Genomic DNA, 15,688 nt, shown 5'->3' on the forward strand with positions numbered 1-15,688 from the left:
GTATTTCCTTAGATGGATGCTAGTATTATCTTTGAATCAACAGTCTATTTGCTTTTTGATATCCACGCGGTAAAAGTTGTCCTTTTGCACCACGCTTGCCGATATATTTCTGCAAATCATCCCCTTTTAATTTTAATTGCTGTTGTCCTGCAAGCACTTGAATTATTTCATCAAGCTTCAATATTGTCATGGACGAAATTTGATCACCACCTTCAAGTTGTATCAATTTATTTCCTTTGCCTTTGTTCAACACCGGCAATTCTGCCAAATCAACAATCAGCAGACGCCCTGCTGAACTGAGCAATGCAATATGCGTGGCATCATCCAGTGCCTGCAAGTTCATGACCTGTGCGCCATCGGATAAATTCAGGAAGGCCTTCCCGGCTTTGGCATTGGTATCCAGCTGTTTGGCCTGGGTTTTAAAACCATAGCCCTTGTTGCTGAGCGCCAGCACTTCAGTCTCATCATCTGCGACCAGGACCTGTTTAAAACCGACACCACTGGCCGGAGATAATTTGGAACTTAAAGGTTCACCCAAACCACGTGCCGAAGGCAGGTTACTGATTGGCAAGGCATAACTTCGACCGCTTTCATCCAGTACATATACGCGTTGATTGGACTTGCCCTGTGCATGACTGAGATACTGATCCCCGGCACGGAAATTCAGATTTTCGGCATCCACTTCGTGGCCTTTGGCACAGCGAATCCAGCCAGCTTCTGACAAAATCACAGTGACAGGATCGGCTGGTAACATTTCATTTTCATTAATCGCAGCAGCTTCGGCACGTTGCACGATTGGCGAGCGGCGATCATCACCGAATTTTTTAGCATCATCTTTCAGTTCAGAAATGATCAACGCTTTTAAAGATTCTGGATTGGCCAGCTGTTCACGAATGACTGCCGCCTTCGCTTCCAGTTCTTCCTGCTCACGGCGCATTTCCATTTCTTCAAGCTTGGCCAAATGACGCAGTTTCAGTTCCAGAATGGCTTCGGCCTGAATTTCGTCAATGCCAAAACGCTGCATGAGAACCGGCTTGGGCTGATCTTCTTCGCGAATAATCTGAATCACTTCATCAATATTCAGATAAGCAATAATCAGACCGCCAAGAATATGCAGACGTTTTTCAATCTTGTTGAGATGATATTGCAGACGGCGGGTCACTGTGGTTTTACGGATTTCAATCCATTCCAGTAAAATACGACGAATCGATTTCACCTGTGGACGGCCATCGGCACCGATCATGTTCATGTTGACACGGTAGCTCGATTCCAGATCGGTGGTGGCAAACAGATGGCTCATCACCGCTTCGGCATCAATCCGGTTAGAACGCAACACAATCACTAAACGGGTAGGATTGGCATGATCCGATTCATCCCGTACATCACTGACCAAAGGCAGTTTCTTGGCCTGCATCTGATCGGCAATCTGGGTGATAATTTTGGAACCTGAGACCTGATACGGCAGTTCAGTAATCACAATCTCATTTTTATCGACTGTATAGACTGCACGCATGCGGTAGCTACCACGACCTGTAATCTGAATTTTTAACAGTTCAGCCGGTGGGGTAATAATTTCCGCTTTGGTCGGCAAATCTGGTGCCGGAATATATTCTGAAATTTTTTCATCGCTTAGATTCGGATTACGAATCAGGGCAATGGTGCCTTTGATCACTTCACGCAGGTTATGCGGCGGAATATCGGTGGCCATACCGACAGCAATACCCGTGGTACCATTGAGCAGGATATTCGGTACACGCGCCGGCAAATTTACCGGCTCTTTCATCGAGCCGTCAAAGTTGTCCTGCCAGTCACAGGTACCCTGTCCCAGTTCAGACAGCAACAGTTCACTGTATTGAGACAGTTTGGCTTCGGTATAACGCATCGCAGCGAAAGACTTCGGATCATCCGGCGAACCCCAGTTGCCCTGCCCTTCAATAAACGGATAGCGATAACTAAAGGGCTGTGCCATCAAGACCATGGCTTCATAACAGGCCGAGTCGCCATGTGGATGATATTTACCGAGTACGTCACCGACGGTACGTGCAGATTTCTTCGGTTTGCTGGTCCACTTCAGACCCAGCTCACTCATGGCATAAACAATACGGCGCTGTACCGGTTTCAGGCCATCGCTGATATGCGGTAAGGCCCGATCCATAATCACGTACATGGCGTAATTCAGATAAGCTTGTTCGGTAAATTCTGCTACGGAGCGGTTTTCTGTCGCATGATGCGCAAGGCTTGTCATAACAACCTATAGTCCTAAATAATTCGTTTTTGTATCAATGTTTCTTATGCTATGTCGCGGCTGAAGATGACACAAGGGTATCAAATGGCTCAGCGCGACAATTTGTGTCTTATGGCCTAAAAATATCCACTTTATAGACTCTAAGCAACTAAAAAATCACCACGTTTATTGGCTCAAAGATTCTAAGGTACGTCCTTTGGTTTCTTCACCCAGGACCAGAATCACAATCGCCACAGCGACCAGAACTGCAGTAAACATGGTAAAGACATAACTGAAACCATTGGGCATACCCATCAGGTGCGTCACCGCAAAAGGCGCGGCAATTCCCCCGATCCGGCCCACTGCACCTGCCCAACCTGAGCCAAAAGCACGGATATTGGTTGGATACTGTTCTGGCGTATAGGTATAAAGCACACCCCAGGCCCCCAGATTAAAGAAGGACATCAGACAGCCCCAGATCACAATTTCAGTGACACTGCCCGACTGCCCGAAGAAATACGCTGAGACAGCACACAGGCCAATAAAACCGGCCAATGTCGGTTTGCGACCGAGTTTTTCGACCAGCCATGCCGCTACCAGATAACCCGGCAACTGCGCCAGAATCATAATCAGCACATATTCGAAAGACTGTACGATGCTATAGCCCTCTTTGACCAGAAGGCTTGGCAACCAGGTAAAGATGCCATAATAGGAGAAAATAATGCCGAACCAGATCAGCCAGAGCATGAGCGTACGCCGTGCAAAGATACCCGACCACAACTGGGTAAATGAAATATGCTGCTTTTCTGCAACCGGCTTCACTTCAAAGATTTCATAGACTTCCACGCCACATTGACGCTCAATCTTTTTCACCAGAGCCGAGGCTTCTTCTATACGGCCACGATTGATCAGAAATGGAATCGATTCCGGCACCATTTTCCAGATCACAATCGCATAGAGTGCCGGCACCCCGCCAATCAGAAAAGCGGTTTGCCAGCCAAAATCAGGAATGATAAAGCGCGATACTAAGGCTGCAACTAACCAGCCCAGTCCCCAGAAGCTTTCCAGCAACACAATAAAACGGCCACGCACATGCGCAGGAATATATTCACTGACCAGTGTTACGGCCACCGGCAACTGCCCACCCAGACCCAGACCGACAATAAAACGGAATACCAGCAGCCAGGTCAGGTTCGGTGCAAAAGCGCAGGCTGCCGTGGCCAGACTGTAAATGACCAGCGTCGCAGCAAAGACGGTTTTACGCCCAAACCGGTCGGCCAGACCACCTGAACAGATCGCGCCAATCGCCATGCCGACAAAACCGATGGATACCACCCAGCTTTTCTGATCTGCAGTCATTTGCCAGTCTTCAGCCATTTTTGCCAGAATAAAGGAAATTAACCCAGTATCCATGGCATCAAACATCCAACCGAGTCCAATCACCACCAGCAAGGTGTAGTGAAACCGGCCAATCGGTAAGCGTTGTATGCGAGAAACTAAATCCATAACAAAAATCTCTGATCAGGTGGAACGGGAGATACTGCTTTCTCAACAAGTAGACTGCTTTTTATTTTTTATACTATGAATTGAGCCCAATGCGGCTATTTTTATAACCGCATTCATCACAATTAAAAATCAGGATTCATCTTTGGAAGATGCCGAGTGTTCATCATCTTCTTTATAAATGAATTTTGGCATTTCCAGACCAAAATAGATGGCAATCAAACGTAAGCTGAAACCAAAAATCAGGGTAGAAATAATCGTCAGGTCCTGCGACAGGCCATAGTGGCTACAGAGCCAGTAAAAAATCACTGAAACAAAGGCAATACTGGCATACAGTTCACGACGGAACACCAGCGGTACATCATTACATAAAATATCACGCAAGATCCCACCGGATACACCGGTCAAGACCCCTGCAACGGCACTGACCACAAAACCATGTCCCATTTCCAGGGCAATCTGGCAGCCAATAATGGTAAAACCAATCAGGCCTAAGGCATCCAGCACCAGAAAGACGTTACGTAACTGTCGCATCCATTTGGCAATCAGGATGGTCAAGAAGGCGGCGCAACAGGTTAATACCAGATATTCAGGGTGTTTGACCCAGGTCAGGGGATAATGCCCCAACAGGACATCGCGGACTGAACCACCACCAAGTGCCGTGACACAGGCAATAATCATGACGCCAAACCAGTCCATGCTGCGCCGGCCAGCAGACAGTGCCCCGGTCATGGCTTCAGCGGTAATTGCAATAATATAGATGACGGTCAGTAACATCGCCCTGCTTCCACCTGAGGCTTTGAGATGGCGGCTATTCTAAGCTAAATCTATGTGAAAGTTATAAGAATCCGGCACAACATTGTTTAAATTTTTTCCCTGAGCCACAAATGCAGGCCTGTTTCATGCCGGGCTTCTGATCGGTGGTCGGATCGAGAAAATACCAGCGACCCTCAAACTTGACAAAATGGGAGGCTTCATGATGAACCTGTGCCTGTCTGCCATCATGATAATGTGCCTTAAACTCGACTAGGGCATGATTTTTATCCAGTTTTTCATTGGTCTGAACAATTTCAAGCTTTAACCATTGATTGGCCTTGCTCCACTCGCTAATCGCCTGCACATCCAGCGCCTGCTGCTGACCGAGTGCGGTGGTAGTTTTGATGTAATCAATCTCGTACTTGGCAAAGGCACTATATCGGGAACGCATGAGTTGCTGCGCAGTCTCTGCAACCTGTTGTCCTGTGTGTAAAAGCTGACAACAGCTGTGATATTCACCTTGTCCGCATGGACATGCTTCTGACATTTCAGTTCCATAAAAAATAGCCCGACTCTACGGGCTATTTTAACAAATTTTACTGTTCAAACGCTGGCTATCATTTAATCCTGTGCAGGAAGCTGCGCAATGATATGCACTTTATCAATCTTATGGCCGTCCATGGTCAGCACTTCAAAAATATGCCCGTCAGCTTCAAACTTTTCACCGCTATGCGGCAAGCGTGCCATATGGAATAACACATAGCCAGACAGGGTCGAATATTCTTCGGTTTCATTGACCAGATCACGATCCAGCAGCAAGGATACATGACGAATATCGGTAGAACCATCCAGAATCAGACTGCCATCTTCCAGGCTTTCTGCTGCAGCCTGCAGCTCATCTTCATCCGGGAATTCACCGGCAATCGCTTCAAGGATATCAATTGGCGTGGCAATCCCTTCGATCGAGCCATATTCATTCAGTACAATTGCCATTTGCAGCGGGGCCTGGCGCAACTGTTCCATCACCATCAGCACCTGGGCATTTTCATGCACGATGACCGGTTCACGTAAATGCTTTTCAAAGTCCAATACACCGGTTTCAATATATTCGTTCAGGACTTTATGGGTCAGTACCACCCCGGCAATATTGTCCAGTTCTCCACGTGCGATAATCAGGCGCGAATGGCTCATCTGCAATAACTGCGCTTTGATACTGTCAGCATCATTGTCCAGATCAATCCATTCCAGTTCGGGACGCGGTGTCATTACTGACTTGACCGGACGTTCAGACAGCCCCAATACCCCCTGCACCATGACACTGTGATAGATACCACTGTCATCATTAAACACTTCATCGGCAAAGGCACGGGTTGCCAGAACATTTTCTGGCTCAGAAGAATCATTGTCCTGAGCAGGCTTACCCCCCAGCATACGCATCACGGCAGAAGCAGTACGGTAGCGCATATCTGTCGTGGTCACCATTTTTTCCTGATTGCGCTTCATGGTCTGGTTAATAAATTCGACAATGACCGAGAAACCAATCGCGGCATATAAATAGCCTTTCGGAATATGGAAACCAAAGCCTTCGACCACCAGCGAGAAACCGATCATCATCAGGAAGCCCAGACATAAAATCACCACTGTCGGATGCTTATTGACGAAATCCATCAGGGCTTTGGATGCCCAGAGCATAATCCCGATGGCGATAATCACGGCAATCATCATGACGGACAGATCTTTGACCATACCGACTGCAGTAATCACGCTATCTAGCGAGAAGACTGCATCCAGTACCACGATCTGCACAATCACCATCCAGAAGACCGCATGGACCGGATTTTCTTCCTTGATCACCGGTTTGGCTTCCAGACGTTCATGCAGTTCCATGGTGCCCTTGAACAGCAGGAATACCCCACCAAACAATAGAATCAGATCCCGGCCCGAGAAGGCATGATCCATGATGTAGAATAGCGGATCGGTGAGTGTTACCACCCAGGCAATCGAGGCCAGCAAAATCAGACGCATCAGCAACGCCAGCATCAGGCCCACCACCCTTGCGGTATTGCGTTGTTCTGGCGGCAGTTTTTCTGCCAAAATGGCAATAAAAACCAGATTGTCGATCCCGAGTACAATCTCAAGAACAATTAATGTGAGTAAACCGACCCAGGCTGAAGGGTCTGACATCCATTCAAAAATCATTGGCTTGGCTCCTGAAATTCAGGGCTGCAACATGAAATGAACCAATGCTGCTGTACAGCCAAACAGGACTTTCTATATTGAATAATATCAATTTTTTGACGGCGATTTATAGAGTTATACGGCCAACTACCACTACCCATTTTCGTTCTATTGTTGTGAAACCAATTTTCAGTATATCAAGATCAATATGAAATTCACCTGTTTTTCACGGCTGATTAGCAAGGAATTCTGCTGGGAAGCTTTGAGGTAAAAATGTAGCTGCGCATAGAATTGTCATATTTACCAATTAAGCTAGAGCCGTTACAGATAAAAATGATAAGGTGAAGAAAATAAATGCAAAGCGTAATTCAAATGACCAATTATTTTAAAGACAACTCCCCAAAAACAACACGTCCTTTAGTGGCTCTCTATTGTGGTTCACGTGCCGGCAATAAACCGGTTTATCTGGAAAAAGCCGTTCAACTCTCGCAAGGGCTGGCAGAACACGGCTTCGGACTGGTTTACGGCGGTGCCAGTATCGGCCTGATGGGACAAGTCGCGGATGCCATGATTCAGCATGGTGGTGAAGCAGTCGGCGTTATTCCCGAATTTATGCTGGACTATGAAATTGCCCATAACCAGCTTACCGAATTACATGTCGTCACCAGCATGCACCAGCGTAAGGCCATGATGGCGGATCGTGCCTGTGCCTTTGTGGCCTTGCCAGGCGGACTGGGAACCTTTGAGGAAATCCTGGAAATTGCCACCTGGGGCCAGCTGAACCAGCACCAGAAACCCATGATGCTATATAACGTTAACGGTTTTTATGATGCCTTGATTATGCAGCTGGACCGTGCCGTTGAAGACGGATTTTTGCCTCCACAGCATCGCGCCAAACTGATTGTTTGCGAAGATGAAAATGAAATTTATAGCTCATTAACCAATTTGGGCCATCCACAAAGATTTGTGGTTTAAAGCATTCAAAGCAAAAAAGCGAGCACTGGGCTCGCTTTTTTATGGATTATGGCTGCTAGTTATTGACCATAATTCGTCACAAAATCATAGAACACCGGCAATGTGGTCGCCAGAATCACAGACATGGCCAGACCGAACATCAGTTTCATCGCATCTGCACTGACATTACGTGACGTCCGATGTTTGTTGACTTCATCCAGAATCATCGACATGGCAAATTCACGACCTGCAAGTAAGCCCAGGAACACCCAGGTCGTACTCATTGGAATATTGCTCCACTCTTTGAAGATCAACAGGATGATGGCATACAGGAAGTCGATAATCGTGGCAGCACGAATATCGGTGACACCAGTTTTGGTGTCGACAATATTCTGGATGGCCCCACCACGTTGATACAGAATCACGCCCAGCAAGATCACGAATACCGTAATCGCAAACATCAGGAATTCAAACGGCACCTGACGTGGTACATAGACAAAGATGTTAGCCAGATCCTGAATCAGCCATTGGCTCCACAGAAAACCGGTAGAGACCCACTGTAAGCCCATCCAGACTTTGGAGTGCTCCTGATGACGTGTCTTGGCAAAATGGCGTGCCAGCTGCTTGACCACAAAACGATAGATGATAATCGCCACGATAAAGGCCACGGCGTAGCCCATCATCGATTTGACCATCATCGAGCCCAGGCTAGCAGGAGAGAAGATCGTCAGTACCAGGAAGGTCGTACTGACCGGAATCCCGTATCTGGTCAGTATTAACAGGAGAATAGGCGGCACAATATACAGCCAGGTAATCCCCCCTTCAGGGAAAGGAATGGTTTCTAGACGACCATATGAGGCATCACCGACTCCGGAGGCATACCAGCCATAGGTCAGCACGACAATTAGAATTGAGCTGATATAAATCCACAACACCCACCAGGGACGATGTGCATTCGAGGAAATAAATGTCCCTAAGGTTTGAGGCACATCATTTCCGACAATAGAATAGGCGGCTAAACAGAAGCCGATCACCATCAAGATCTCGATTGTCATAAAAACAAACCTATACGCGAGGAGATTTCAGCACTGCTGAAAAGTTGGCCCAAGATTATGACGGTTTTATTTCATTTTCATGACAAGACTGTCATATATGCGACCAGCTGACAAAAAAGAGCACCGCAGTGCTCTGAATTTAAAAGCTTTGGGCTTATTTTAAATTTACCTGATAAATCGTGGTACTGCCACTGACTTCATGACCGACCACCAACAGGGGTTTCTGGTTTGGAGAGTCTTTGGCCGGAATAAAGACCAGACCTTCCGGCCCTAAATCACCGGCCTGCCCCAGCTCAATCTGCTCGGTGCTCGCATTGAAATCACGTGAATTGATATATTGCACAAAGCTTGGTGATGCAGGCGTCGTCACATCATAGACCATGATGCCACCAACACGCTCCAGACCAATAAAGGCAAAGGTTTTTTCTCCAATCTGTCCCAAGGTCACCCCTTCAGGTTCCGGCCCCTTATTATCACTGCGATTGTCCAGCCCGGCTTCTTCATGGTTAAAGTTGAAGATCTCCGGATGATGTTGTGCAATATACTGCTCAAACTGATCCCCTGAATCCCAGACCAGCTCTACACCGGTCTGCTGCGCATTTTCCACCCAGATACTGACCGAGCGTGTCCCGAAGCTATATAAATGGTCATAGACCAGATTGCCGCGCTCATTCAGCTTGGCTGTACCATCGGCATTTTTTTGATAGCCTTCGGTCCAGCTAATATTTAAACGGCCAAGAAAATGATCTTCACGACAGTCTTTGGCATCTCCAGCTATCGCACCGCAATAAGCAAAATGACTTGGATTGAGTTCTGCTCCTTTGGCCAACACAGCTAAATGTGCCGGCAGATCATCTCCCAGACGGCGCTCAAAACCTTTGCCATGCACGAGATGTTTGACCCGCCATTCCTCAACAAAGCCTTTACTGGCATCGCCAGCAAAATAGGCAGGATTGTTTTCACCCCAGGCCCGGGCATCGCCTTCATTGGCAGAAACAATATAGGTTCTACCCGCGACCTCGAAGCTGGCAATCGCATCTGGCATATATAGACCGCGAACATTGGCCCAGGGTTGAATATTGATTTTGCCTTGAGCATCGAGCCCATCTGCGTCACTGACATCCATACCTTGACCGGTCAGGCCATGATCTTTAAAACCGAGCGGATAAACCGCGACGACCTTGGCAGAGGCGATATCAATTTTGGCCAGGGCATTATTTTCCTGTAAAGCGACCCAGGCAGTGGTGCCATCTTTAGACACGGTGATGTATTCAGGTTCAAAATCCTGAGCGGCACTTGCCTTTGGTCCGAAAATACGCACGCCCTGCGCACGCAACGCTGTCTCCTGACCATTGAAAGCCTTGAAGTCTGCTGTACGAAGGATCGGGGCTTTTAAATTGGCCAGACTGATCACCGACACTGAACCTTCCGGATCGGCCTGATAATCATCAGCAGGTTCGCCCTCGTTGGCCACCAGCAAAGTTTGCCCATCTGGACTAAAAGTCAGCATATCCGGCAAGGCACCCACCTGCACATGTGCCAGCTTGCTCAGGTCTTTGGCCTGATATAAGGCCACATAACCCGGGTCGGTTTTAACAGCTGCCTGAATCGCAATGGCGACAATACCATTGTGTACTGCGACACTGTTGACTTCAGCATCTGCTGCAATGTCATCGATCTTGATCGAGGTTATTTTTTTCGGCTGCTCAGGCTGACTTAAATCCAGCACATCCAGTATGCCTTCTTTGGCATTTACTACAAATAGACGCTGACTGGCAGCATCAAAGGCCGGAATTTCTGCTGCACTTTGACCAAATACCCCGGACTCGTAAGCCGCCAACTTGCTTAACTCGATTGAATCGGGTGTGGCCTCAAGCACTGGCGCAGCTGCTGTATTTTCATTATCACTGCCACATGCCACCATCCCCACAGCCAGCATGGCCACGATCAATGACTTCAATTTTAGTTGCATTTTTTGTTGATCTATCATGAAGAATTGCCGATCAATCTATAAGCAATGTATTGCAGCCCCATGACAGCTAGATTGCAGTTCTTTGACAAAGCACCCTATACAAGTGAACACGCTTTGTATACGACAGACTCGGCTGATTCCTTTAAACTATTCAAAATTTTCAGTTTTCCAGAATTATGAATGCCACGCCTACCCATCAAGCCTTAGATCCCGAGTTCAGACTGCTGGTCTTACTGGTATCGATTGGCTTTTTTATGCAAGGTCTGGATACCACCATTATTAATACGGCCCTGCCCGCGATTGCACATAACCTACAGGCAGATCCGTTACGCATGCACAGTGTCGTGGTGGCCTATGTGTTGTCTGTGGCAGCCTGTATTCCCTTAAGTGGCTGGCTGGCAGACCGTTTCGGTGTCAGAAATACCTATTTTGCTGCGATTATTATTTTCTCTTTGGCCTCTTTGGGCTGTGCCTGGTCAAATAGTCTGAACGAACTGCTGGTTTACCGGATCTTTCAAGGGATTGGTGGTGCATTACTGCTCCCGGTGGGCCGGCTGGCGATGCTTAAAATCATTCCACGTACCCAGTTTCTGGCCGCCATGAGCCTGATGAGTCTGGCCGGCCTGATTGGCCCGCTGATTGGACCGACCTTAGGCGGCTGGATGGTGGAATATCTGTCCTGGCACTGGATTTTTCTGATTAACCTGCCGATTGGCTTGCTCGGTGCACTGATTACCTTTAAAGCCATGCCGAATGTCATGGAACCGCTGGTGGCCCGCTTTGATTACTGGGGTTTTATCTTGCTGGTCGTGGCCATGGTAGGACTCTGTCTGGGAATTGAAAATTTTGCCAGTCCGCAAAACCCGCTATGGTGGAGTCTGAGCCTGATTCTGGCCGGACTCTTGGCCACCCTGATTTATGCTTATCATTCGCATACCCATAATAATGCCCTGTTTCGCAGCCAGCTATTTAAAAACAAGATTTATGCAATTGGGATTTTGGGCAATTTCTTTGCCCGTCTCGGCGGCAACTCGATTCCCTTTCTTTTGCCCTTAATGCTGCAAGTCGCATTTGGTTTTGAACCCTTTATTACCGGTTTACTGATGATTCCGACGGTACTCGGCTCACTGGCCTCAAAACCGATTATTCGCAACATTATTCAGCGTTTTGGTTATCGCCGGGTTCTGCTGGTCAATACCTTATTGGTCGGATTGTGTATTGCCAGCTTTGCCCTAACCACGGCGGATACCCCGATCTGGCTTCGCGCAATACACTTCTTTATCTTCGGGATTTTGAATTCACTGCAATTTGTATCGATGAATACCCTGACTTTAAAGGACTTAAGCCAGCAGGATGCCAGTAGCGGCAACAGCTTCCTGTCAATGATCATGATGCTGTCGATGAGTATCGGAGTCGCGCTGGCAGGCACATTGGTCAATATGCTGAGTGCCTATTATGGCGCTGAGCATCTGGTGACTGCTTTTCATGTGGCATTAATCTGTTTAGGCTGTATCAATATTATTGCGGCCTATATTTTCTGGCATATTCCTAAAAACACCCCCGTCTGATGCAATATATTAACGTCAGGCTGATATGCTATTTAGGCCCCATGAATCCAGCGAAGGACTGAAATGCAAACAAATCAGGCGCCACACCGTTGCAAAAAGCCGCTGTTGATTGGAGTGGGCATTCTGATCCTGGTGATCACTAGCACGGTGGTCTATCTATACCTGATCAAAGTACCTTCCGCGGATGCAGCCAATTATCCAGTACAGGGTTTTGATGTATCACATCATCAAAAAGACATTCAATGGCAGCAGATTTCACTAGAAAAATACCGTTTTGTTTATCTGAAAGCCACTGAGGGCGGTGACTTTAAAGATACCCGCTTTCAGCAAAACTGGCTTCAGGCCCGAGAACGTGGCTTTCTGGTCGGTGCCTATCATTTCTACCGGCTCTGCCGCGATGGCAGCATTCAGGCACAAAACTTTATCGACACCGTACCCAATAAAGCAGATGCTTTACCACCGGTGATTGATCTGGAATATGACAGCAAGTGCATCAATACCTATTCTAAAGAGCAGCTTCTAAACGAAATCCAGATCATGCACGATGCCCTGCAAACGCATTATGGCAAACAGCCGATATTCTATATTTCTAAAGCATTTTATAATATTGTACTGGCAGGAAATTTCTCTGAAGTTCCTCTTTGGGTACGTGAATACAAGGGTCTGCCTGATTTGAAAGACCAATCGCAATGGCTGTTCTGGCAATATACCAATCGGGGTGAAATTTCCGGAATTAGCACGCCTGTGGATTTGAATGTATTTTATGGCTCGGAACAGCAATGGCTGGATTTTCTGAAAATGAATGCAATTGCAGTACCGCCATCTACTCATCAGAACAAATAAAATGGATGGTCTGAAAACACGCTATTTATAAAAGTAGAACAATAAGGAAATAAACATCTTGAAATGGATAAAAGGTATTTTACTCGGTCTGGTGATTGTTATTCTGCTTATGACCGCTGTATTGACTTATCTGCTGCAAGCTTCGGGAAAACTCAACGACTTTCAAGCTTGGCAGCCGAAAACCAGTGCATCCGTTCATGGTCTCAAAGTTAAATTTTTTGGTGTGTCCACCCTGTTGCTGGATGATGGTCAGGATCAGATCCTGATCGATGGTTTCTTTAGCCGGCCGTCGTTGTGGCAAGTGATCAGCCAGCCGGTTCAAAGTGATAGAGCGCTCTTAGAACAATTGCTTCAAGCGCATGAATTGAGCCGAAGCAAAGCCATTCTGGTCAGTCACTCGCATTATGACCATGTTCTGGATCTGCCGGCCTTGCTGGAAATGCTTCCCGGCACAGCAGTCGTCGGTTCCGCCACTAGCCTGAATATCGCCCGGGCAAATCCCAAAGTTACTCCACAGCAGCTACAACCGGTTAAGCCTTGGCAAGTACAGCAATGGGGTCATTTTCAGATCACGGCAATTCCCTCGCAACATACCCCGCCCACAGCGATAAATGATGATTTAGGCGAAGAGTTGCTGCAGCCTTTAACTCTGCCGGCCAAATTTTCCGAATTTAAAGAAGGCGGCAGTTTCGATTACCTGATTGAGCACTCAGGACATAAAATTCTGGTCAAGGCCAGTACCGGTTTTATCCCGGGTCAATTTAAAAACCTGCAGGTCGATACTTTGTTTTTAGGCATTGCCCAACTCTCCAGACAATCACCTGCCTATCAGCAGCAGTATCTGGCCGAAACCCTGCACATGCTCAAGCCGAAAGTGGTCATCCCGATACATTGGGATGATTTTTTTCAGCCTCTAAGCCAGCCGCTACAATTCTTGCCTCGCATTGCCGATGACACACCAAAAAGTTTGCGGCTTCTGATTCAGGCTGCCGAGGCACAGGGCAGCAAAGTCATCATCCTTCGCGGACCACAGCCCTATTTACTCAGCGAAACAGTCTCTTCCCAAGCAGATTAAAGCCCCTTAAGATAGCGGCTATGCGCAAAATTATTCATATCGATATGGATGCGTTTTACGCCTCGGTCGAGTTGCGTGAACGTCCAGAACTCAGACACCTGCCTGTGGTGATTGCCTCGCATCATCCCCGGGCAGTGGTTGCGGCTGCCTCCTATCCGGCACGGGAGTATGGCCTGCGTTCTGCCATGTCGATGGGGCAGGCACGTAAACTCTGTCCCCAAGTCATCGTGATTGAGCCAGACTTTGCCAAATACCGTCAGGTATCGGCACAGATCCATCAAATTTTCCAGCAATATACCGCCCTGATTGAGCCCTTATCTCTCGATGAAGCCTTTCTGGATGTAACTGAAAATCTGCGACAGATTCCGAGTGCCACCGAAGTGGCCATGCGGATTCGTGAAGATATTGTTCAGGCGACCGGACTAACCGCTTCTGCCGGCGTAGCACCAAATAAATTTCTGGCCAAAATTGCCTCGGACTGGCACAAACCGAATGGTATCTGTGTGATCAAGCCTTCGCAGGTACACAGTTTCATTCAGGATCTTGCGCTGAAAAAAATTCCCGGTGTCGGTAAAGTCACCCAGGAAAAACTGAGAAGTCTGAATCTGGAAACCTTAGGCGATTTGCAGCAAATTGAGGAAGCTGTCCTGATTCAGCATTTTGGCAAATATGGACGGCGACTGTTTTTATATGCACAGGGCATTGATGATCGCCCGGTGGAAGCTGAACGGGAACGCCAGCAGATTTCCAAAGAAACCACCTTTGATGATGACCTCTATCTGGAACAATGCCGTCCCTACTGGCAACCCCTGCTTGCGCAGTTATGGCAAAGCTTGCAGAAAAAACAGCTGTCAGCGCGTGGGGTAAGCGTCAAGTTAAAGCTCAAGAATTTTCAGGTGATACAACACCGTAAAAGCTTTAAGCAGGCATTACGTAGCCCAGAGCAATTGGCACAGGCGTTGGACTTGCTTCTCGGCGATCTGCATGTAACTCCACAGATGCAATTCCGCTTGATCGGTGTCGGCGTGTATCAACTCAGCGCACCACAAACAGAAACCCAGTTATTGCTGCTTTAAACTGCTTTTGTTCAAGTTTTAGACACTGGTTAAAAAATAAGGCAACTTTATTTTTAAATTTTGGTTTTTTAGAGTACTCTATCTGCGCAATGCATTATCCATGTATGTGCTGAGATGCTGAAAATCACCTTTACTTTCAGCATGCTGTCCTGTAATTGGCGTGACGATCCAATCCGAATATTACAGGGCAACTCTGATGTCACTCATGGAATTCCTTCCTGCATACCTTTCTTAAGCCCCTGTTATTCAAGAACAATGTGCGCCTAAACTGCGCTATCCAGCTGTGTCATTCCTCCTGTCAATTGATCTAATGTTCTACTTTAGAGCATTGTTGCGGCTTTAATTTTTTAAAGATCAGTTTTACTGTAGTATTCACTCAAAATATGGCTATGCTGGCCACCTTCAAACCCAGTTTCCTATTCCATGCCTTGGCCAAAATGAGCTTTGCTCAGGTTGCTCACCCGCCTGGCCACAAAAATAGTGG

At 47.3% G+C, this 15,688-nt stretch carries 12 protein-coding genes; 5 read left to right on the top strand and 7 right to left on the bottom strand.

The window, feature by feature from the left end; translation table 11 throughout:
- Nucleotides 1-25: 25 nt before the first annotated feature.
- The 5 genes from parC to AC3IT7_RS13945 all read right to left on the bottom strand — a co-directional run bounded on the left by parC (nt 26) and on the right by AC3IT7_RS13945 (nt 6,682).
- On the bottom strand, nt 26-2,245 hold the full coding sequence (parC, locus tag AC3IT7_RS13925; protein ID WP_489248853.1) for a DNA topoisomerase IV subunit A: 2,220 nt from the start codon (nt 2,243-2,245) through the stop codon (nt 26-28).
- 165 nt (nt 2,246-2,410) lie between these two features.
- Nucleotides 2,411-3,730: a niacin transporter NiaP gene (gene niaP, locus AC3IT7_RS13930; RefSeq protein WP_475654866.1), complete on the bottom strand. Its 1,320-nt coding sequence runs from the start codon at nt 3,728-3,730 to the stop codon at nt 2,411-2,413.
- Between the two features lie 129 nt (nt 3,731-3,859).
- Entirely contained in the window at nt 3,860-4,504 is a 645-nt protein-coding gene (locus AC3IT7_RS13935; protein WP_004281031.1) for a trimeric intracellular cation channel family protein, read from the bottom strand.
- Between the two features lie 61 nt (nt 4,505-4,565).
- Complete coding sequence (locus AC3IT7_RS13940) at nt 4,566-5,030, bottom strand: YchJ family protein (protein WP_489248854.1); 465 nt, start codon at nt 5,028-5,030, stop codon at nt 4,566-4,568.
- 74 nt (nt 5,031-5,104) lie between these two features.
- On the bottom strand, nt 5,105-6,682 hold the full coding sequence (locus AC3IT7_RS13945; RefSeq protein WP_489248855.1) for a TerC family protein: 1,578 nt from the start codon (nt 6,680-6,682) through the stop codon (nt 5,105-5,107).
- A 333-nt stretch (nt 6,683-7,015) separates the two neighbouring features.
- Here AC3IT7_RS13945 and AC3IT7_RS13950 point away from each other — a divergent pair, with 333 nt between their 5' ends.
- Nucleotides 7,016-7,636 (top strand): LOG family protein, encoded by a 621-nt coding sequence (locus AC3IT7_RS13950; protein ID WP_244782678.1) that lies wholly within the window; start codon nt 7,016-7,018, stop codon nt 7,634-7,636.
- 59 nt (nt 7,637-7,695) lie between these two features.
- Here AC3IT7_RS13950 and AC3IT7_RS13955 read toward each other — a convergent pair whose 3' ends face one another.
- Together AC3IT7_RS13955 and AC3IT7_RS13960 are read right to left on the bottom strand one after the other, a co-directional pair.
- Entirely contained in the window at nt 7,696-8,670 is a 975-nt protein-coding gene (locus tag AC3IT7_RS13955) for a hypothetical protein (protein WP_489248856.1), read from the bottom strand.
- A 154-nt stretch (nt 8,671-8,824) separates the two neighbouring features.
- The gene (locus tag AC3IT7_RS13960; RefSeq protein ID WP_489250022.1) at nt 8,825-10,642 is read right to left on the bottom strand and encodes a choice-of-anchor I family protein; all 1,818 of its coding nucleotides are present in this window, start codon (nt 10,640-10,642) and stop codon (nt 8,825-8,827) included.
- A gap of 176 nt (nt 10,643-10,818) precedes the next feature.
- Between AC3IT7_RS13960 and mdtD the strand changes: the two genes are divergently transcribed.
- From mdtD to dinB, 4 genes are all read left to right on the top strand, one after another.
- The gene (gene mdtD / locus AC3IT7_RS13965; RefSeq protein WP_475655045.1) at nt 10,819-12,210 is read left to right on the top strand and encodes a multidrug transporter subunit MdtD; all 1,392 of its coding nucleotides are present in this window, start codon (nt 10,819-10,821) and stop codon (nt 12,208-12,210) included.
- A 63-nt stretch (nt 12,211-12,273) separates the two neighbouring features.
- The gene (locus AC3IT7_RS13970; protein ID WP_489248857.1) at nt 12,274-13,053 is read left to right on the top strand and encodes a glycoside hydrolase family 25 protein; all 780 of its coding nucleotides are present in this window, start codon (nt 12,274-12,276) and stop codon (nt 13,051-13,053) included.
- A 58-nt stretch (nt 13,054-13,111) separates the two neighbouring features.
- Nucleotides 13,112-14,128 (top strand): MBL fold metallo-hydrolase, encoded by a 1,017-nt coding sequence (locus tag AC3IT7_RS13975; protein ID WP_489248858.1) that lies wholly within the window; start codon nt 13,112-13,114, stop codon nt 14,126-14,128.
- Nucleotides 14,129-14,148: 20 nt separating this feature from the next.
- Nucleotides 14,149-15,204, top strand: coding sequence for a DNA polymerase IV (gene dinB / locus AC3IT7_RS13980; RefSeq protein ID WP_489248859.1), 1,056 nt, complete (start codon nt 14,149-14,151; stop codon nt 15,202-15,204).
- The last annotated feature ends 484 nt before the right edge of the window (nt 15,205-15,688 follow it).

The organism is Acinetobacter sp. KH_038, from assembly GCF_057839405.1.